Annotated in this window: 18 protein-coding genes and 4 tRNA genes; 10 read left to right on the forward strand and 12 right to left on the reverse strand. The window is 64.5% G+C overall.

Annotated features, from left to right (window positions below):
* The first annotated feature begins 18 nt into the window (after positions 1 to 18).
* From AC1AYD_RS08080 to AC1AYD_RS08100, 5 genes are all read left to right on the forward strand, one after another.
* Positions 19 to 816 (forward strand): AzlC family ABC transporter permease, encoded by a 798-nt coding sequence (locus AC1AYD_RS08080; RefSeq protein WP_476544950.1) that lies wholly within the window; start codon positions 19 to 21, stop codon positions 814 to 816.
* On the forward strand, positions 816 to 1,151 hold the full coding sequence (locus AC1AYD_RS08085) for a branched-chain amino acid transporter permease (protein WP_476544951.1): 336 nt from the start codon (positions 816 to 818) through the stop codon (positions 1,149 to 1,151). The genes AC1AYD_RS08080 and AC1AYD_RS08085 overlap by 1 nt, the downstream gene beginning before the upstream one ends.
* A gap of 96 nt (positions 1,152 to 1,247) precedes the next feature.
* Complete coding sequence (locus AC1AYD_RS08090; RefSeq protein ID WP_476544952.1) at positions 1,248 to 2,099, forward strand: PhzF family phenazine biosynthesis protein; 852 nt, start codon at positions 1,248 to 1,250, stop codon at positions 2,097 to 2,099.
* Between the two features lie 23 nt (positions 2,100 to 2,122).
* Positions 2,123 to 2,503: a DUF488 domain-containing protein gene (locus AC1AYD_RS08095; protein ID WP_476544953.1), complete on the forward strand. Its 381-nt coding sequence runs from the start codon at positions 2,123 to 2,125 to the stop codon at positions 2,501 to 2,503.
* A gap of 28 nt (positions 2,504 to 2,531) precedes the next feature.
* Positions 2,532 to 3,227 carry an aspartate/glutamate racemase family protein gene (locus AC1AYD_RS08100; protein ID WP_476544955.1) on the forward strand — a complete coding sequence of 232 codons (696 nt, stop codon included), beginning with the start codon at positions 2,532 to 2,534 and terminating at the stop codon, positions 3,225 to 3,227.
* Here AC1AYD_RS08100 and AC1AYD_RS08105 read toward each other — a convergent pair.
* Positions 3,214 to 3,489 carry a hypothetical protein gene (locus AC1AYD_RS08105; RefSeq protein ID WP_476544956.1) on the reverse strand — a complete coding sequence of 92 codons (276 nt, stop codon included), beginning with the start codon at positions 3,487 to 3,489 and terminating at the stop codon, positions 3,214 to 3,216. The two genes, AC1AYD_RS08100 and AC1AYD_RS08105, sit on opposite strands and share 14 nt — an antisense overlap.
* Before the next feature lie 117 nt (positions 3,490 to 3,606).
* Between AC1AYD_RS08105 and AC1AYD_RS08110 the strand changes: the two genes are divergently transcribed.
* The 5 genes from AC1AYD_RS08110 (at position 3,607) to AC1AYD_RS08130 (ending at position 5,312) form a co-directional block, all read left to right on the forward strand.
* Positions 3,607 to 4,062: a hypothetical protein gene (locus AC1AYD_RS08110; RefSeq protein WP_476544957.1), complete on the forward strand. Its 456-nt coding sequence runs from the start codon at positions 3,607 to 3,609 to the stop codon at positions 4,060 to 4,062.
* Between the two features lie 398 nt (positions 4,063 to 4,460).
* A tRNA-Tyr gene (locus tag AC1AYD_RS08115) sits at positions 4,461 to 4,542 on the forward strand.
* Position 4,543: 1 nt separating this feature from the next.
* Positions 4,544 to 4,615: transfer RNA gene (locus AC1AYD_RS08120), tRNA-Thr, on the forward strand.
* Between the two features lie 20 nt (positions 4,616 to 4,635).
* A tRNA-Lys gene (locus tag AC1AYD_RS08125) sits at positions 4,636 to 4,709 on the forward strand.
* A 138-nt stretch (positions 4,710 to 4,847) separates the two neighbouring features.
* Positions 4,848 to 5,312, forward strand: coding sequence for a cupin domain-containing protein (locus AC1AYD_RS08130; protein ID WP_476544958.1), 465 nt, complete (start codon positions 4,848 to 4,850; stop codon positions 5,310 to 5,312).
* A 68-nt stretch (positions 5,313 to 5,380) separates the two neighbouring features.
* Here AC1AYD_RS08130 and AC1AYD_RS08135 read toward each other — a convergent pair whose 3' ends face one another.
* From AC1AYD_RS08135 to AC1AYD_RS08185, 11 genes are all read right to left on the reverse strand, one after another.
* Entirely contained in the window at positions 5,381 to 6,652 is a 1,272-nt protein-coding gene (locus AC1AYD_RS08135) for an ABC transporter substrate-binding protein (protein ID WP_476544960.1), read from the reverse strand.
* Between the two features lie 500 nt (positions 6,653 to 7,152).
* The gene (locus AC1AYD_RS08140; RefSeq protein ID WP_476544961.1) at positions 7,153 to 7,974 is read right to left on the reverse strand and encodes an ABC transporter ATP-binding protein; all 822 of its coding nucleotides are present in this window, start codon (positions 7,972 to 7,974) and stop codon (positions 7,153 to 7,155) included.
* 1 nt (position 7,975) lies between these two features.
* Positions 7,976 to 8,953: an ABC transporter ATP-binding protein gene (locus tag AC1AYD_RS08145; RefSeq protein ID WP_476503177.1), complete on the reverse strand. Its 978-nt coding sequence runs from the start codon at positions 8,951 to 8,953 to the stop codon at positions 7,976 to 7,978.
* Positions 8,946 to 9,929 (reverse strand): branched-chain amino acid ABC transporter permease, encoded by a 984-nt coding sequence (locus tag AC1AYD_RS08150; RefSeq protein ID WP_476544962.1) that lies wholly within the window; start codon positions 9,927 to 9,929, stop codon positions 8,946 to 8,948. Before AC1AYD_RS08150 ends, AC1AYD_RS08145 begins: the two co-directional genes overlap by 8 nt.
* A gap of 3 nt (positions 9,930 to 9,932) precedes the next feature.
* Complete coding sequence (locus tag AC1AYD_RS08155; protein ID WP_476544964.1) at positions 9,933 to 11,375, reverse strand: ABC transporter permease subunit; 1,443 nt, start codon at positions 11,373 to 11,375, stop codon at positions 9,933 to 9,935.
* Between the two features lie 345 nt (positions 11,376 to 11,720).
* Entirely contained in the window at positions 11,721 to 12,092 is a 372-nt protein-coding gene (locus AC1AYD_RS08160; RefSeq protein WP_476544965.1) for a fluoride efflux transporter FluC, read from the reverse strand.
* On the reverse strand, positions 12,089 to 13,138 hold the full coding sequence (locus AC1AYD_RS08165) for a fluoride efflux transporter FluC (RefSeq protein ID WP_476544967.1): 1,050 nt from the start codon (positions 13,136 to 13,138) through the stop codon (positions 12,089 to 12,091). Before AC1AYD_RS08165 ends, AC1AYD_RS08160 begins: the two co-directional genes overlap by 4 nt.
* 23 nt (positions 13,139 to 13,161) lie before the next feature.
* A complete protein-coding gene (locus AC1AYD_RS08170; protein ID WP_476533010.1) occupies positions 13,162 to 14,448 on the reverse strand; it encodes an adenylosuccinate synthase in 1,287 nt (428 codons plus the stop codon).
* An 890-nt stretch (positions 14,449 to 15,338) separates the two neighbouring features.
* Positions 15,339 to 15,411 (reverse strand) — tRNA-Ala (locus tag AC1AYD_RS08175).
* Between the two features lie 122 nt (positions 15,412 to 15,533).
* Positions 15,534 to 16,241: a DedA family protein gene (locus AC1AYD_RS08180; protein WP_476503171.1), complete on the reverse strand. Its 708-nt coding sequence runs from the start codon at positions 16,239 to 16,241 to the stop codon at positions 15,534 to 15,536.
* Between the two features lie 174 nt (positions 16,242 to 16,415).
* Positions 16,416 to 17,102 (reverse strand): HAD family hydrolase, encoded by a 687-nt coding sequence (locus AC1AYD_RS08185; RefSeq protein WP_476503170.1) that lies wholly within the window; start codon positions 17,100 to 17,102, stop codon positions 16,416 to 16,418.
* Between the last annotated feature and the right edge of the window lie 466 nt (positions 17,103 to 17,568).

Below are 17,568 nucleotides of genomic sequence, written 5' to 3' on the forward strand. Positions count from 1 at the left end.
AGGAAAGGACCCCCCGATATGGCGTTATTGCGTACGGCGTTCCGGGCCGCGTTGCCGCCCACGCTGCCGATCGCCGCCGGCTTCCTGTTCTTCGGCGGATCCTACGGACTATTCATGCACGCCAAGGGATTCCCAATCGTGTACCCGCTGGTCATGGGCTACGTCATCTTCGCCGGGTCGATGGAGTTCGTCACCGTGAATCTGCTGTTGTCCGCGTTCGATCCGTGGTCCGCGTTCCTGTTGGCGATCATGGTCAACGCGCGTCATCTGTTCTACGGTCTGTCGATGCTGGACACATTTCGTGGATTGGGCTGGAGAAAACCGTATCTGATCTTCACGATGATTGACGAGACATTCGCCATCGATTCCAGCGTTCATATTCCGGAATCGGTCGACCGGGGATGGTTCATGGTGTTCGTCTCCGTCCTCTGCCGCTCCTACTGGTTCGGTGGAATAGCGTTGGGTTGGCTGGCCGGCGGCGTGCTTCCGTTCGACACCAAGGGCATCGAGTTCGTGCTCGCCGCCCTGTTCCTGTCGATTCTCCTCGAACAGTGGGATGACGACCGAAACCGGAAGGAGAGCGACGACAGCGACCCGCGCCCACACCCGGCGATCGCGAATCTCGTGGATTCGGCTCGGCCTCATGCGCCTGCGCTGGTCGGGCTGTCGGCCTCCGCGATCTGTCTGGCGCTGTTCGGCCCGGACCGGTTCATGATTCCGGCCATGGCGCTGATGCTGGTGACGTTCCTGATATTGCGTACGAGATTGGAAGACGCGGGCGACGAGCGCGACACCCGGAACGGGGAGGAACGATGATGACCATGACCACATGGCAAGCCGTCGTGACCATAGCGGCGGTCTCGTTGGGCACCATGCTCACCCGCTTCCTGCCGTTCACGCTGTTCCCCGATTCACGCCGACCGCCCAGAACCGTGACCTACCTCGGCAGGGTTCTGCCACATGCGATGACCGGTCTGCTGGTGGTGTACGCGCTCAAGGATGTGTCGCCGCTCTCCGGATCCCATGGAGCGCCCGAGGCAATCACGGTCCTCGTCATCGTGCTGCTGCATCGGTGGCGCCACAGCATGCTGGTGTCCGTCGCCGGAGGAACCATCGTGTACATGATGCTCGTCCAGCTGGTGTTCGTGTGACGGGTTTGCGGCTTCCTGCCCCGTTGGGGGATTCATGGCGACGGACATCCGACGGCAGACGCCGACGGTAGACGACGAAAGCAATGGGAGACAAGCATGACTATGCGGCAGTATGTGGTGGATGCGTTCACGGACAGGGTGTTCAAGGGCAATCCGGCGGCGGTGTGTCTGCCGGAATCATGGCCCTCTGACGAACTGATGGCGGATATCGCGATGGAGAACCGGTTCTCCGAGACCGCGTTCGTCGTACGCGAACCGGAAGGATGGCACCTGCGCTGGTTCACGCCGGGCGGTGAGATCGACCTGTGCGGTCACGCGACGCTCGCCTCCGCGTATGTGGTGCTGCGGTTCGTGGAACCGGACGCCGACGTGGTGCGGTTCCGCACGATGAGCGGCGTGCTGACCGTGACACGACGGAGGGGCGACGGGCGTGATGGCGACGACCACGCCGGCGACGTGTTCACGATGGACTTCCCCGCCTTCGACCTGAAACCCACACCGGTCACCGACGCGATGGAGCAGGCGTTGGGGGCCCGTCCGGCTGAGGCGTGGCTCGGCCGCGACCTGCTGTGCGTGATGCCTGACGAGCGGACCGTGCGCGGACTCGATCCCGACCAGGGGCTGCTTGAGGACCTGCCCGGCCTGCTGGCCAACGTCACGGCGGCCGGCGATGCGGGGTCGGGCTCCGACTGCGTGTCCCGCTCATTCGCACCGAAGCTCAACGTCCCCGAGGACCCGGTCTGTGGCTCCGGCCATTGCCACATCCTGCCATACTGGAGCAAACGCCTCGACAAGACCACGCTCACCGCGTATCAGGCCTCGGCGCGAGGCGGCGTCATCCACGCCACGGTCGGCGACGGCCGCGTCAGCCTCGGCGGCGGCGCGGCGCTGTTCTCCATCGGCACCATCCTGCCCGACTTCGGTTTTCGGACGTCCCGCATCGATTGACTTGTCCGCCCTGCAGTTCGATGATGGCGGGCGTGGGCATCATGGTGAAACGTATCTATGACGAGCCGGAACCCGATGACGGCTGCAGGATTCTGGTGGATCGGCTGTGGCCGCGCGGCATGAGCCGGGAACGCGCCGCCCTTGACCTGTGGCTAAAGGACATCGCGCCCTCACCCGGACTGCGCAAATGGTTCGGACATGATCCGGCGCGCTTTGCGAAGTTCTCCGAACGGTACCGGGCGGAACTGGACGCCAACGTAGAGACGGTCGCGTCCCTGCGCGACGTCGTCATGACCCATGAAACCGTCACGCTCCTGTATGCGGCCAAGAATCCGCTGGTCAATCACGCGGTCGTCCTGCGCGACTACATGGCCGGCGGTACGGGAATCATCAAGTCACACTGAAACGCAGGGGCACGGAAAGGAATCGGCCATGAGGAAGCTGGGACTGATCGGCGGGACCGGGCCGGAATCCACGATCATCTACTACAAGGAGATCACCGACGGGGCGCGCAGGCGCTTGGGACAAGACCGGTTCCCGCATCTGAGCATCGAAAGTCTGGACGTGTTCGAGGTGCTGGGCTTCTGCAGACGCGCAGACTATGACGGGCTCACCGACTACCTGACCCATGGAATCGCCAATCTCGCCGCCGCGGGGGCCGAGTTCGCCGCGTTCACGGGCATTACGCCGCATGTAGTGTTCGACGAGGTGACGCGACGCTCGCCCATCCCGATCGTCAGCATGCTGGACACGTCCTGCCAGTACGCGGTTGACCGGCATTACGATCGAGTCGCCCTGATGGGCACCGGTCCGACCATGGACGGCGATTTCTTCCAGCACCCATTCCAAGTGCATGGTATCGACGTCGTCACACCGGACGATGAGGACAAGCGGTACATAGCCAAGGCAATCGAAACGGAATTGGAATACGGCATCGTCAGACCGGCGACGCAGGAGATGTTACGGGACATCGCCGTTCGACTGGCCGAACGGGAGCATGCCGAGGCGATCGTGCTGGGCTGCACGGAACTGCCATTGGCGTTCGATGGCACGAGCCTACCGGTGAACATCATGGACGTCATGCGCATCCACATCAACGCCCTCATCGACCGCATCATCGGCGCATGACCAGCACAACGGATCCTCTACCGAAACGACCACCAGCACATGTGGAAGTCACCAGCGCCTCACGGAACGCCCTATGGGTCGGAACGAAACGTTTCAGCGACTCCTCCTTGCCCAGCAGCAGCAATCCGGTCAATGTCGGCATGATCTTGCCGTCGATGGTCACCGTCAGCTGCAGGGCTTGCTCCAGCTCCTCGTCAGTGAGCTCCAGCAGATTACGGTCGCCGGACTGGTACGTACCGATGATCCGGCGCAGCGAGTTCACGCGCATTCCACGCCCCACACACCGCGAAGGCCCGTCACCGAGCCGGCCTGTCTGCGCCGTCGGGGCTCTCGGCATGCCGCTGTAACCTGTAGCTGGTATCGCCGCAAGGAGGGCAGCATGGCCGTATTCGAGGACGATTTCATGGACATTCAGGCGGGTCTGGTCGCGCTTGCCTTGGAGGCCGTCGGCGACGTCAACGTGGAGGATGTGTACATATACGGATCCATCGAGGGCTGTATGACGGCCTTCAACGTGTTCTTCCGCGTGAACGGAACGATTCAATACCTGCGGGATGTGGTCGACGACCAGTCAATCAGATTGCAGGTGCTGGAATTGGGTACCGGCGACTTGGGAAAGCTTCGTGACCTGTGCTTCGCGAACGGCCACGACTGCCCGACCCAGATCCGGGGTCGCTACAACGCGGCCTCCGGCGGCTACCGTGCCCATTATGCCTATGATCCCATCGTCTGCGACGAGCAGCATGGCATCGCGCCTTCCGAGGCGTTCGTCATGTGGGTGGACGACGTGCGGGCCGGCCGTGACGATCTGGCCTCGGACGATGCCGAGGAATAGGTGAAGCTCAGCGCTCGATGCCGTATTCGTCGTACACGTAGGCGTCGTACTGGCTGTCGTCGAGATGCGACGTGTTGTAGTGATGCGCGTCGTAATGGTTGTCGTTGTGCATGATCGCTCCTTCGTTCGTTCGTCCCTTGAGTCGGACCTCATCGTTGTCGGTATCCGGTGTACTCCGCGCGCGTTTCCGCAGGATGTGTGTTCGACCACGCGCAGGTGAACTCGTGCCGTCATCATCGTGAATGCGATGATGACGGGTGCCGCGACCGCGACGGTACGGCGCGACCTGCGCGACCCGCGCGACGTGCCGACTTGCGCGATGCGCGATGACGTGCCATTATGTTCAGGTTGCCTTTATGGGGTCGGGCTGAAAGGCCTGACCGCGGAGGGAACGGATCGGCGGATTTCCCAAGCGGTCAAAGGGAGCTGACTGTAAATCAGCCGCTTCGTGCTTCAGTGGTTCGAATCCACTATCCGCCACGCCCCGATAGCTCAGTGGTAGAGCACTTCCTTGGTAAGGAAGAGGTCGTGAGTCCAATTCTCACTCGGGGCTCTCCGAAAGGAACCAACTACGCCCCTGTAGCTCAGTTGGTTAGAGCAGCTGACTCTTAATCAGCGTGTCCAGGGTTCGAATCCCTGCGGGGGCACAGACAAGGACCGGAATCGAAGGATTCCGGTCTTTTTGTATTTCCGGCTGCCCTCGCCCCTCTGCCATCGGAAGCCCCGATAATGGATGGTGACGAAACATCCATGCGTCCGACAGGACCGATGAACGGGAGCGCATCATGGCAGATGAGATCACCCAAGCCACCAACAAGACCGACCAGCCCGCACAGCCGCAGCCCGCACGACACCAGTGCAGGTGCGGCGGCGGACACGGGCACGGCGCATGCCGCCGTGACGCCGAAGGGCACGCCATCACCGTCGAACCGCATCTGGGCTATGTCGCCGATCTGGCCTCGCTGATCGACATCCAGGAGGAGGCGACCGTGTCGCGCACGGTGCTGCGCGAGGACGGACTGCGCGCCGTGCTGTTCGCCTTCGACAAGGACCAGGCGCTGAGCGAACACACCGCGGCCATGCCCGTGACGATCCAGGTGCTCGAAGGCCGGCTGCGCATCGGCGGCGGCGAGCGCGAGGTCGAGCTCACGGCGGGCGGCATCGTGTATCTGAGCGCGCGCCTGCCGCACACGGTCTACGCGCTCGAGCCGAGCAAGATGCTGCTGCAGATGTTCGACAACCGCGGCTGAGCGGCCGAACAGCCGGACAGGCTGGACCGGTTAGCCGATCCAGCCTGTTCGGTCTTGTCCGAACGCCCTCACTTGGTCGGGACCTTGCCTTCCTGCGCGTGGTCGAAGTTCGGCACGTTCTTCGCGTCGAACTTGTACACGCCGATGTTGGCGGAGCTCGGGTCGTTGCTCGAGTTGAACGGGCCGATGCCGGTCACGCCCTTGTAGTGGATGCTCTTGCCGGACTTCAACGCGGCGAGGCACTCCTTGTAGGTCGTGCACACGGTGCCGCCATTCGCACCGGAGACGGCGGCCATGTTCTTCTGGATGGTCTCGCCGTCGGCGCTGCCGCCCTTCTGCGCGGCGAGCGCGGCGAGGATAATGCCGTCATACGTTTCGGCGCCGTAGGTGAAGGTGCTGATGTCCTTGCCGTACGCGCCGACGAGCTTCTTCTGGAACTCGTCGGACGCCTGCACGCCCGGGATCGTGCCCTTCGATCCTTCGAGGAGCCCCGCGTCGAGGTCCTTCGAATAGTCGGACGTGTTGCCGTCGACGAAGTACAGTTTGTGTGTGTCGACGCCGGCGCTCTTCAGCGCCTTGACGAGCGGCTTGGTCTGGTCGAAGGCGATCACGGCGACGGCGTCCGGGTTGCTCGCCTTGATCGCGGTGGCGATGGACGAGAAGTTCGTCTCGGTCGGGTCGAACGCGTCCTTCTCGCCGTAGACGATGTTGACGCCCGCGTCCTTGACGGTCTTGACGACCGTGTCGCGCAGACCGGTGCCGTACTCGTCGTTGAACACCGCGACGGCGAGGTTTTTCACGCCGTCCTGCGCGATGACCTGGCCGAGCACGGTGCCCTGCACGGTGTCCGGCGGGACGGTGCGGAAGAAGTACGGGCTCAGTCCGGAGAAGTCGGAACTGGTGGCGCCCATCGAGAGCATCGGGATCTTCTGTTCGGTGATGGTCTTGTACACGTTCTTGACGACGGCGCTGGAGGCTGGGCCGATCACGAACGACGGGTTCTTCGACATCACGGACTGCACGGCGGACGTGTTCTGGTCCGCGTGATCCGCGTCGGAGGTGTCGGCGTCGGTGGTGGTCACGTCTTTGCCGAGCACGCCGCCTGCCGCGTTGATGTCGCTGACGGCGAGTTTCTCGGCGGCGAGTTCCGGCGGTGCGAGGTACGCGAGCGAGCCGGTTTCCGGCCAGAGTCCGCCGAGCACGAACGCGTCCTTCTTGCCGGATGAGCCGGATGCGCCGGCACTGGACGACGAGCCGGCCGAGCCGCAGCCGGCGAGCGCCATGACGGCGGCTGCGACGACAGCCGTCGCGGTGAATATGATCTTCTTTTTGCTGTTCATGATTGCTTCCTCTCTATTCAAGCGAATATGAACGTGTGGCGGGGCGATGTGATTGTCGCCTTGTGACGGTGCACCCCCTCAGTCCCGGGCGCACCCCCTCAGTCCCGCTTCGCGGGACAGCTCCCCCTTCAGGGGGAGCAGGGGAATCGCATGCGCCGAGCGCATTCCGCCCCTGCGTTCCTGCGCCCCCTTTAGGGGGAGCTGGCGGCCGGAGGCCGACTGAGGGGGCGCTTGCGGCCGGGATTCGGTGTCTCTCCCTCCGTCCGCCTTCGGCGGCCACCTCCCTCGTCAGAGGGAGGCAGAGCCGGGGTACAGGTCACTGGCCTTCTGTGAGAAGGTCGGTGATGTGTGTGGCTTCAAGGCGCACCGAGGGAAGGCGTGCGAAGGCACGTCGACCGAGGAGCAACGCCGAAGTGCTGCGTTTCACGCAGCCTTCGCAGCATAAGCTGCTCACTTCGCCTATGGACAGCCCACTGGGCTGTCCATTAGACGGCTCAGCATCACTGGCCTTCTTCTTCGACTTCTTGTTCGAGGTTGCCGAGGTAGAGGGAGATGACTTTGGGGTCTTCCAGGAGGTCTCGGCCTCGGCCGGAGTAGGCGTTGCGGCCTTGGTCGAGGACGTAGCCGCGGTCGCAGATCTGCAGGCAGCGGCGGGCGTTCTGTTCGACGATGATGACGGAGACGCCGGCTTTGTTGACCTGGCGCACGCGGATGAAGGTCTCGTCCTGGAGCATCGGCGACAGGCCGGCGGACGGCTCGTCGAGGAGCAGCACGGACGGGTTCATCATCAGGGCGCGGGCCATGGCGACCATCTGGCGTTCGCCGCCGGACAGGGAGCCGGCGAGCTGGTCCTTGCGCTCCCCCAGCTTGGGGAAGATCGAGCACACGTAGTCGAAGCGTTCGTTGAACTTCTTCGGCGCCTGGTAGGCGCCCATGTGCATGTTCTCCGCGATGGTGAGCGAGGGGAACACGTTCTCGGTCTGCGGTACGAATCCGACGCCGAGCGAGACGAGCTTGTCGGCGCGCAGGTTGGTGATGTCCTCGCCTTTCAGGATCAGATGTCCGGAGTGGATGTGGACGAGTCCGAACAGTGATTTGAGGAGCGTGGATTTGCCGGCGCCGTTCGGGCCGATGATGCCGACGATCTCGCCTTCGTGGAGGGTGAGGGATGCGCCGTTGAGGATGTTCACGCCGGGGATGTAGCCGGCGACGAGGTCGACGGCGTCGAGGAGGGGTTCGCCTTCCGGCTCGCCCACATGGATTTCGGAGCGCGGGCGCGCGTCGGTCGCGGACGCGGCGGGCGCCGATGCTGTAGCAGTCATGTCAGTGTTCCTCGCTTTCCTTGAGGTCCATCACCGAATCGTCGCCGAGGTCGATGTTGGCGTGGGCGCCGAGGTACGCGTCGATGACGGCGGGGTCGTTCATCACGCTCTTCGGCTGGCCTTCGGCGACGATCTTGCCTTCGGCCATGACGGTCACCCAGTCGGCGATGTGGCGGACCATGTTGATGTCATGTTCGACGAACAGCACGGTGGTGCCCTCCTCGCGCAGCGACAGGATGTGGTCGAGCAGCGACTGCTTCAACGCCGGGTTGACGCCGGCCATCGGCTCGTCGAGCATGACGAGCTGCGGGTCGCTCATCAGCGCACGCGCCATTTCGAGCAGCTTCCTCTGGCCGCCGGAAAGCGAGCCGGCGAAATCGTCCTTCTTCTTGATGAGCAGGAAGCGTTCGAGCAGCGCCTCCGCCTTCTCGATGTTCGCCTGCTCCTGGCGACGCCACAGGCCGGGCACGAGCGCGCGGAACAGGCCCTCGCCGGGCTGGACGGGCGCGCCGAGCAGCATGTTGTCGAGCACGGTGAGGCGGCTCATCACCTTGGTCAGCTGGAACGTGCGGACCATGCCCATGCGCGCCACCTGTTCGGGGTGCACGTGCGCGAGATCCTTGCCGTCGAACCGCCACGCGCCCGTGTTCGGGGCGTCGAAGCCGGTCATCAGGTTGAAGAACGTGGTCTTGCCGGCGCCGTTCGGGCCGATCAGCGCGGTGATGCCGTGCCGTTCGATCTCGAAGTGCCTGACGTCGACGGCGGTCATGCCGCCGAACCGGCGCGTCACGTTGTCGGCCACGAGGATCGGATCGGGCTTGTGCACGCCGGGCTCGTTCTTGACGAACTTGAGATCCTCCTTCACCTTGTCGCCGAACGCGGTGGAGATGAGATGCTCACCTTCCGGGGCCTTGGTGGCCCATTTGGCGAGGTCGTGGAACGGCTTGTTCCTGAGTGGTTCAGCTGTGTTCTCAGACATTGAAGGCCAGCTCCTTTCGGTCTCCCAGCAGACCCTGCGGTCTGAAGATCACCAGGCACATCAGTGCGACGCCGACGATCACCCATCCGAGCGATTCGACCTGGTTGGAGGAAATGACGGTTTCGGGGATCGCGCCGCGCATCAGTTCCTTGACGAACGTGAGTAGCACCCACAGCAGGCAGGAGCCGATGATCGGCCCGAAGATCGTGGCGGCGCCGCCGAGCAGCAGGATCGTCCACGCGTAGAACGTGACCGCGCGTCCCAGCGAATCGGGCTGCACGGAACGCGGCAGGACGAAGATGATGCCGCCGAGCGCGCCGAAGATGCCGCCGATGATGAGCGCCTGCATCTTGTAGACGGTGACGTTCTTGCCGAGCGAGCGGATCGCGTTCTCATCCTCGCGGATGCCCTTGAGCACGCGGCCCCACGGGGAGCGGAACCAGCGCCAGCACAGCACGGCGGCGATCGCGACGAGCACCCAGGCGACGATGCGCAGCCACCACGAGTTCGCGATGTTGTTCGAATACGTCCAGAACAGGAACGTGGTCGAATCGTCCGGCAGGGGCGACAGGTTCTCGAACTTCGTGGTGAAGTCCTGCGGCGAAATGCCGGCCGAGCCGCCGGTGAGCTTCGTCATCGCGGTGGAACGGCCGATGATGCGGATGATCTCGGCCGCGGCGAGCGTGACCATGGCGAGATAGTCGGGCCCGAGCTTCAAAGTCGGGATGCCGAGCAGCAGCGCGTAGATCACGGCGAGCAGGATCGCCGCGCACACGGAGGTGAACAGGTTCGCGCCCATCGACTGCGTGATCGCGAAGCCGTACGCGCCGAGCAGCATGAAGCCCGCCTGGCCCATGTTCATCAGTCCGGTCATGCCGAAGTGGATGTTCAATCCGATGGCGGCGAGCGCGTACGCCGCCGTGGTGGGCGCGATGAGCTCGCCCAGCGTGTTGGTGATGATGGTCATGATGTCCATGTCTCAGCCCACCCTTTGCTGTTTGCCGAAGATGCCCTGCGGGCGCACCAGCAGGACGATGATGAGGATCGCCAGCGCGCTGGCGTATCGCATGTCGTTGGGGATGACGAGCGAGCTCATGTCCGCGACGATGCCGATGATCAGCGAGCCGACGAGCGCGCCGTTCGCGGTGCCGAGGCCGCCGAGCGTGACGGCGGCGAACATGAGGAGCAGCAGCGTCGCGCCGGTGTTCCACGAGATGCCGTTCAGGTAGACGCCGAGCAGTACGCCGGACAACGCGGCCATCGCGCAGGAGATGATCCACACGATGCGCACGACCTGTTCGACGTTGATGCCGGATGCGGCGGCGAGCGCGGCGTTGTCGGAGACGGCGCGGGTCGCGCGGCCGAGTCGCGTCCGGTAGAGGAACAGGCTCACGCCGACGATCGTGACGATCGCGATGGCCGCGGAGATGAGCGTCGGCGAATCGGTGGTGATCGGGCCGACCTGGAAGCTGTTCGGCACGGACTTGACGATGCCTTTGATGTCGCCGCCGAAGAAGAACTGGAAGAGGTATTGCAGCGCCATCGACAGGCCGATCGTGACGATCATCTGCTGCATGGTGCCGACGCGCTTGCGGCGCAGCGGCGCCCACACGATCTCGTTCTGGATCCATCCGGTGAGGCCACCGATCGCGATTGCGACGATCGCGGCTGGCACGAGCGGCCAGTGCAGGATCTGCGTGCCGACGAACGCCATGAGACCGCCGAGCGTGACCTGCTCGCCGTGCGAGAAGGAGCTCAGTCCGGTGGTGCCGTAGACGAGGTTCATGCCGACGGACATGAGACCGAGCATGAGGCCGAAGATCACGCCGGAGTAGAGCTGCTGCCAGAATCGCGCGCCGATGTTCGAGCCGGCCCCGCCGGCGTCGGACGAGGCCGGCGCGGTCGAGGAGGTCGAGCCGGACGCGCTCGAACCCGAACCGGATTTGCCGGACGCGATGCCGGAACCGGAACCGCCCGACCCGCTCCCGGCCGGTGCGGGCTTGTCGAAGCGGACCACCTGGCGGGCCGCGTCGAAGCTGTTCTTCTCGACCTTGACGGTGGCGGTCGCGGCCTTGAGTCCGTGCTCCTTGGCGACGGACTCATCCATCGTGACGGTGTACGAGCCGTCCTTGCCGACGCTGAACGCCCAGTTGCCGTTCGCGTCGGTCGTGGTCGTGGCGCTTTCCGCACCGGTGAGCTTCAGTTCGACGCCGGCGATCGGCTTCTTGGACGCGTCCTGCAGGATGCCGTTGACGCATCCGTTCGTGGCGGACGGGTTGCATGTGGGGACGGCTTCGGCCGCCTGGGCTTGGTTGGGTGGTGTGAAACAGAACGCCATCAGTAGGGTCAATGCCGCCGCGCAAAGCGACAAGCGCAACAATCCCATTCGACGACGCCGTTCGATGTTCTTCACGGCTGTCATGTGAATGTCCTCTCTGGATTTGTCTCACAACCTAGAGAGGCAAACAGCGCTCACCGTTATGCCATGATTTCCCGCGAGTTACCGTGAGGCCCGCATATTACCCGAGTATGTCGCGGCGCCGCGTTTGGTTTCACCGGCATTACAACATGTCGCCCACGTTACAGAATCGGGGCGCGTGATGGCCCCCTCTGACGAGGGGGCTCCCGGCGAAGCCGGGTGGGGGAGAGATACCGGGAACGTTACGTTCCAGCTATCTCTCCCTCCGTCATCGCTACGCGATGCCACCTCCCTCGTCAGAGGGAGGCGAAGAAGATGGGTCTCCTCCTCAGAGGGTGTCGGATATCGTCATGCGCCGAGGGAGGCGAGCCACCAGCCAGCGGCGACGCACAGAATCGGCACGAGAATCGTCATCGCGCAGTAGAACGCGGCCATGCGGTAGCGGCCGGCGCGCGCGAGCGACACCATCTCGTTGATCGCGGTGGAGAACGTCGAGAATCCGCCGAGGAATCCGGTCACGAACAGCAGGTACGCGTGATGGTCGACGGTGGCGGACGCGTAGGCGCCGGCGGCGATGCCCGCGCAGAACGTGGCGATCACGTTGATGATGAACGTGGACAGCGGGAACGCGCGGCTCCACCAGCGCTGCACCGACGTGTTTACGATGAAACGCGTCACCGCGCCGACGCCGCCGCACAGGCAGACAAGCAGGAACGTCATCGCGTCGCCTCCCGTCCGTCATCATGGGACAGTCCGTCAGACGACGGTCCGGCGTGACGCGCGGCGTCGTCGCGACGCTCCTCGCCATGCGCGTCGCCGGTGACGGGATCGCCGACCATCGGAATCTCATCGGTGACCGGCGCCGGCTCGAACGACGGAATCGCCGATCCGCCGGCGAAATCACCAGAAACACCGGAATCATCGGAAACACCGGACGCCGCCGACGCCGCGACACGCGGCACGGCAGGCGTCAACGGCTGACCGTAATCACCCTCCGGCGGCGTGGACGCCTTGATCTCGACCGGACCGGACGCCGGATCGCCGACCATGATCGGCTTGTCGGCGAGCGCGACGCCGTCGACGTCACGCTTCGGCGCGGCGTGCGCGGGACCCGCCGCGCCGGAAGCGGCGGCGAGCGCATCGGCGACGACGCGCGCGGAGCGGCGCGAGGACGCCGCCAGCGCGAGACGCACGCCCGTCGCGGCGACGATGAGACCGCCCGCGAAACTGGCGAACATGTAGAAGAGGAAGCCGCCGATCTGATCGGCGTGGATGGAGATGAGCTCCTCGATGACCATCGCGGACAGGGTGGAGAAGCCGCCGCACATGCCCATGCCGATGCCGCGCGAGGCGAGCTGACGCACGCGTTTGCGGATCCACGCGGCCTGCGACATGTAGGTGGAGACGAACGCGAAGATGAGGCACGCGATCATGTTCGCGAGGAACGTGGCCGTGTGAAACGCGCTGAAGAAGCCATGCGCGGCGGCGGGCGCGGGCAGCAGCAGCGACAGGGCGTAGCGCATGGCGGTGCCCACGCAGCCGCCGACGAAGACGACGAGATAGATCATGCCGTCGGCGAGCGGATTGAACTGCGCCTGCACGCGCTTGGCGGGGGCGAGCGGAATCGCGGGAGGGGCGGGCGCGGCGGCGGCGCCCTGCGGGTGTGGCACGCCCGCCGCGTACGAACGGGCGTGCGCGGCGGTCATCTCCTGCGTCGCCGGATCAGGTTCGGCGAAATATTCGGGCTGTTCGGTCGTGACGGCCATATCGGCTCGGCGGCGGGCCGGCGTCAGTCGATGAGCGAGTGGACGGAGATGATGTGGTCGCGCTGCGGGCCGGTGCCGATCGCGGAGATGCGGCAGTTGCTCAGCTCCTCGAGACGCTTCACGTACGCCTGGCAGGTGGCGGGCAGCTCGTCGAAGCTGTGGCAGCCGGAGATGTCCTCGTCCCAGCCGGGCATGGTCTCGTAGATCGGCTTCGCGGCGGCGAAGGCGGCCTGGTCGGTCGGCATGTCGTCGTGGCGTTCGCCGTCCACGTCGTAGGCGACGCAGATCGGGATCTCCTTCAAGCCGGTGAGCACGTCGAGCTTCGTGAGCACGATGTCGGTCAGGCCGTTCACCTGGCTCGCGTAACGGTTGACGACCGCGTCGAACCAGCCGCAGCGGCGCGGGCGGCCGGTGGTCACGCCGAACTCATGGCCCTGCTGGCGCAGCCATTCGCCGGACTCGTCGAACAGCTCGGTCGGGAACGGGCCCTCGCCCACACGGGTCACGTACGCCTTGGAGACGCCGATCACGCGGGTGATCTTCGTGGGGCCGACGCCGGTGCCGGTGCAGGCGCCGCCGGCGGTCGGGTTGGAGGAGGTGACGAACGGGTAGGTGCCGTGGTCCACGTCGAGCATCGTGGCCTGGGCGCCCTCGAACAGGACGGTCTTGCCTTCGTCGAGCGCCTTGTTGAGGATGAGGCCCGTGTTGGCGACGTACGGCTTGAGACGCTCGCCGAGCTTCAGGAGCTCGTCGGTGGTCTGGTCCACGTCGATGGCGCGACGGTTGTACAGCTTGACGAGGATCTGGTTCTTCTGGTGCAGGCTCGCCTCGACCTTGTCGTGCAGATGGTCGGCGTTGAACAGGTCGTGCACGCGGATGCCGACGCGGTTGATCTTGTCCGCGTAGGCGGGGCCGATGCCGCGGCCGGTGGTGCCGATCTTGTGCTTGCCGAGGAAGCGTTCGGTCACCTTGTCGAGCGTACGATGGTACGGCGCGATGATGTGCGCCGCCTCGGAGACGAGCAGGTGGGAGCAGTCGATGCCGCGGGCCTCGAGGCCGTCGATCTCCTCGAACAGGACCTCCGGGTCGACGACGACGCCGTTGCCGATCACCGGGGTGAGATGCGGGTTGATGATGCCGGAGGGCAGCAGGTGCAGCGCGTACGACTCATCGCCGACGACGACGCTGTGCCCCGCGTTGTTGCCGCCGTTGAAACGCGCGACGTAATCGACCTTCGTGCCGATCAAATCCGTGGCCTTGCCTTTGCCTTCGTCGCCCCACTGGGCGCCGATCAGAACGATTCCAGGCATGATGCACCTCCGCAATTGCATGATTTCCGCATGATTCCGCCGGGGAACAAGACTACCTTACGGCCCCTACGGTGGCGCGCGGCGTCTCGTTTGGGGGAAGACCCTCCGAGGTGGAATCCGTGAGACAAGCGGCCCGGCGGACCGTTGGCAGGCGACGTTGCGGACGGCCGGCGCAAGAAATCCCGGGAATACGCCCTATCGTCCGGGATTCCTTGCACTGAGATGACGCCAGCGCAAAGAATCCCGGAAAACAACGGCCTCGTCCGGGAATGGTTGTACTGACCTTGTCTCAGCGCAACCATTCCCGGACGAGAGGAAACGAGCAGACCATCGGGCATACATGTTGGCCCATAGCCTGATTTCGTTTTCTTGGTTGGCAGGGGTACTTTCCCGTCATTCTCCGAGCGTAACCGGCGTATGAGGGGTACATGACCGGGGGAATATCTCGGTTTGTGCCGGTGCAGATGGCACCATGTCGGCGTGTGGACTCGGAATAATCCGGGTCTGATACCCCTCGCAACGCAGATACGCGCTCGAGACAGCAGAGATGTACCCCTCCCGAGCGAGAAACCGCGCTCAACCATAAACCCGCGCTCGGCTTTCTGAACAGTCGGTCAAGATTACAAAAAGGAAACCCCTCCGCGGGCTGCGCCGCCCGGAGAACAGTCCAGTGGACTGTTCTTAGGCGCAGGTCGGCGAAGCCGACGACGGCCGGCCGACACATGGGCGGGAATCAGTAAAAGAAAAACCCTCCGGGGCCAAGCCGTAAAGCGAACGGTCCAGTGGGCCGTTCGCAGGCTTGGGTCGGCGAAGCCGACAGCTGCCAGCCCGGCGGTCGGGCGGGAATCAAGTAAAAGAAAAACCCTCCGGGGTGGAATCCGGAGGGTTTGTGGAGCTGATGGTAATCGAAACCACGACCTCTTCGATGCGAACGAAGCGCTCTACCAACTGAGCTACAGCCCCTTGGTTTGTTGTCTTGCTCCGCAGGACAACTCGACCAATATTATCCCGCGTTCAGGATTTCGCAACCCGACACGCCCGGGAAATTGAAGATCGCTCGCGATCGCACAGCGACCACCCGGCGATCACTCCGCCTCAGCCACGTGGTGCGGAGCCGGCTCGGCGGTCTCCCCCTTCTTCTTGCCGAACTTCGCCTTGACGAGGCCGACGATCGTCGGAATCAGCGAGACGGCGAGAATCAGCACAATCACGAGCTCGAAGTGCTTCTGCACGGCGGGGATGTTGCCGAAGAAGTAGCCGAGCAGCGTGAACAGGGACGACCAGATGAAGCCGCCAAGCACCGAGAACGGCGTGAAGCGGCGCCAGCGCATGCCGGAGATGCCGGAGATGAACGGCATGAACGTGCGGATGAACGGGAAGAAGCGGCCGAGGAACACGGCGAGCGGACCCCACTTCTCGATCATCGCCTCGGTCTTCGCGATGCGCTCCGGCGTCATGGCCTTGACCTTGCCGGAGGCGATGATGCGGCGACCGAAGAAGTGGCCAATGAAGTAGTTGCACTGGTCGCCGATGATCGGTGCGCACCACACGACGGGCAGCAGGTAGTGCAACGGCAGCGCGACCTGGCCGGTGGCGACGTCGGGCGCGGCGAACACGCCGGCCGCGAACAGCAGGGAGTCACCGGGCAGGAACGGGAAGAAGACAACGCCGGTCTCGATGAAGACGATGAGGAAGATGAAGCCGAGCGTGGGCGCGACGCCCATCGCGATCCAGCTGGCGATGGCCGCGCGCGGATCCTTCAGCAGTTCGATGATGAAATGTACAAAACCCATGGATTTTCCGTGTTTCCTATGCTCTCTTGTCTTATGCGGACTGCCTCTCGGAGAGGTCTCGCGCAGACGGATAAGGGGCCGCCGGCAATCGGACGGACGGCCGCGAATCAACCGCCAATCACCATACCAGCAGCCCCTATAAGAAATGACTAAGAGACCGCGCTTCCGGCCGCGTCACGCCTCGGCGGCGAGCGCGGCGAGGCGCTTGCGCACGATCGTGTCGATCGCCTCCGCGTCGACGCCCGCATACCCGTCGATCGACGTGAACTGCGGCCCGTCCGACGTGTCGGTGCGGATCGTGCACGTCTGCGCGATGACGGTCGCCCCGGACGCGGCACCGGCGGCGAGGCCGACGGGCGTGTCCTCGAACACGGCGCAGGAGGCCATGTCTTCGGGCGCGATGCCGAGGCGCGAGGCGGCGAGCAGGTACGGTTCGGGCGACGGCTTGTGCTTGGCGTCGTCGTCGCCGCACACGTAGCCGGAGAACAGGCCGGGCGCGGCGGCGAGCACGTTCTCGACGATCGGGCGCGGCGAGGTGCTCACCAGCATGGTCGGGATTCCGGCCTCCTTGAGCGAGCGCAGGGTGTCGAGCACACCGTCGATCCACGGCATGTGCATCTTCTCGTGTTCGAACACGTAGGCCTTGAGCTGCACGTCGATCTCCTCGACGCTCAGCGTGCACCCGTGTTCGATCATCTTGCGGGCCACGTCGGGCACGGGCGTGCCGGAGCATTCCCAGCCGAGATCCTCCGTCCAGTGGCCTCCGTTGGCCTCGGCGAGTTCGATTTCGCCGTCGTGCCACAGCGGTTCCGAGTCGATGAGCGTGCCGTCGAGATCCCAGAACACGGCTTTGAGCTGCATGGTTCCTCCATCCATCACGGTTGGGCGGGTGCGTTTCCATGTCCATCTCACCAAAGCGCGGCGACAGATCCGCCGCGACACGCGGCCCGGCGCGCGCGAGCGCGACGCGGTCCGCGCAGGTCGCAACGTGATTGCGATTTCCGTGGACGATTGCGATATTCCGTGCGACGGTACGACGGTCACGCGATGACGCGATGGCGACGGCGATGATGCGATGACGCGATGGCGACGGCGATGATGCGATGACGACGGTCACGCGGCGATGATGACGTGACGATCGATTGCGCGATTCCCGATGCCGCCGAGACACCGACGCCGGCAAAGGACGGCAAACCCCGTGATGGCGATGGAAGGGGTTACAATATCCAGCAAACGTCATGGGAACGCTCACAATGGGGTGCCGCATGACGGGAACAGCGGACACGGCGACGAGGCGACTCCCGCACGGAACAGCTCCATGGAACGG

Source organism: Bifidobacterium sp. LH_426 (assembly GCF_056356875.1).

Excerpts from the sequence above, each read along its gene's own strand:
- AC1AYD_RS08145 (WP_476503177.1), bottom strand. The coding sequence starts at position 8,953 with ATGTCTGAGAACACAGCTGAACCACTCAGGAACAAGCCGTTCCACGAC.
- AC1AYD_RS08100 (WP_476544955.1), top strand. The coding sequence starts at position 2,532 with ATGAGGAAGCTGGGACTGATCGGCGGGACCGGGCCGGAATCCACGATC.
- AC1AYD_RS08160 (WP_476544965.1), bottom strand. The coding sequence starts at position 12,092 with ATGACGTTCCTGCTTGTCTGCCTGTGCGGCGGCGTCGGCGCGGTGACG.
- AC1AYD_RS08085 (WP_476544951.1), top strand. The coding sequence starts at position 816 with ATGACCATGACCACATGGCAAGCCGTCGTGACCATAGCGGCGGTCTCG.
- AC1AYD_RS08135 (WP_476544960.1), bottom strand. The coding sequence starts at position 6,652 with ATGAACAGCAAAAAGAAGATCATATTCACCGCGACGGCTGTCGTCGCA.
- AC1AYD_RS08165 (WP_476544967.1), bottom strand. The coding sequence starts at position 13,138 with ATGGCCGTCACGACCGAACAGCCCGAATATTTCGCCGAACCTGATCCG.
- AC1AYD_RS08155 (WP_476544964.1), bottom strand. The coding sequence starts at position 11,375 with ATGACAGCCGTGAAGAACATCGAACGGCGTCGTCGAATGGGATTGTTG.
- AC1AYD_RS08130 (WP_476544958.1), top strand. The coding sequence starts at position 4,848 with ATGGCAGATGAGATCACCCAAGCCACCAACAAGACCGACCAGCCCGCA.
- AC1AYD_RS08080 (WP_476544950.1), top strand. The coding sequence starts at position 19 with ATGGCGTTATTGCGTACGGCGTTCCGGGCCGCGTTGCCGCCCACGCTG.
- AC1AYD_RS08095 (WP_476544953.1), top strand. The coding sequence starts at position 2,123 with ATGGCGGGCGTGGGCATCATGGTGAAACGTATCTATGACGAGCCGGAA.
- AC1AYD_RS08110 (WP_476544957.1), top strand. The coding sequence starts at position 3,607 with ATGGCCGTATTCGAGGACGATTTCATGGACATTCAGGCGGGTCTGGTC.
- AC1AYD_RS08090 (WP_476544952.1), top strand. The coding sequence starts at position 1,248 with ATGACTATGCGGCAGTATGTGGTGGATGCGTTCACGGACAGGGTGTTC.
- AC1AYD_RS08170 (WP_476533010.1), bottom strand. The coding sequence starts at position 14,448 with ATGCCTGGAATCGTTCTGATCGGCGCCCAGTGGGGCGACGAAGGCAAA.
- AC1AYD_RS08185 (WP_476503170.1), bottom strand. The coding sequence starts at position 17,102 with ATGCAGCTCAAAGCCGTGTTCTGGGATCTCGACGGCACGCTCATCGAC.
- AC1AYD_RS08150 (WP_476544962.1), bottom strand. The coding sequence starts at position 9,929 with ATGGACATCATGACCATCATCACCAACACGCTGGGCGAGCTCATCGCG.
- AC1AYD_RS08140 (WP_476544961.1), bottom strand. The coding sequence starts at position 7,974 with ATGACTGCTACAGCATCGGCGCCCGCCGCGTCCGCGACCGACGCGCGC.
- AC1AYD_RS08180 (WP_476503171.1), bottom strand. The coding sequence starts at position 16,241 with ATGGGTTTTGTACATTTCATCATCGAACTGCTGAAGGATCCGCGCGCG.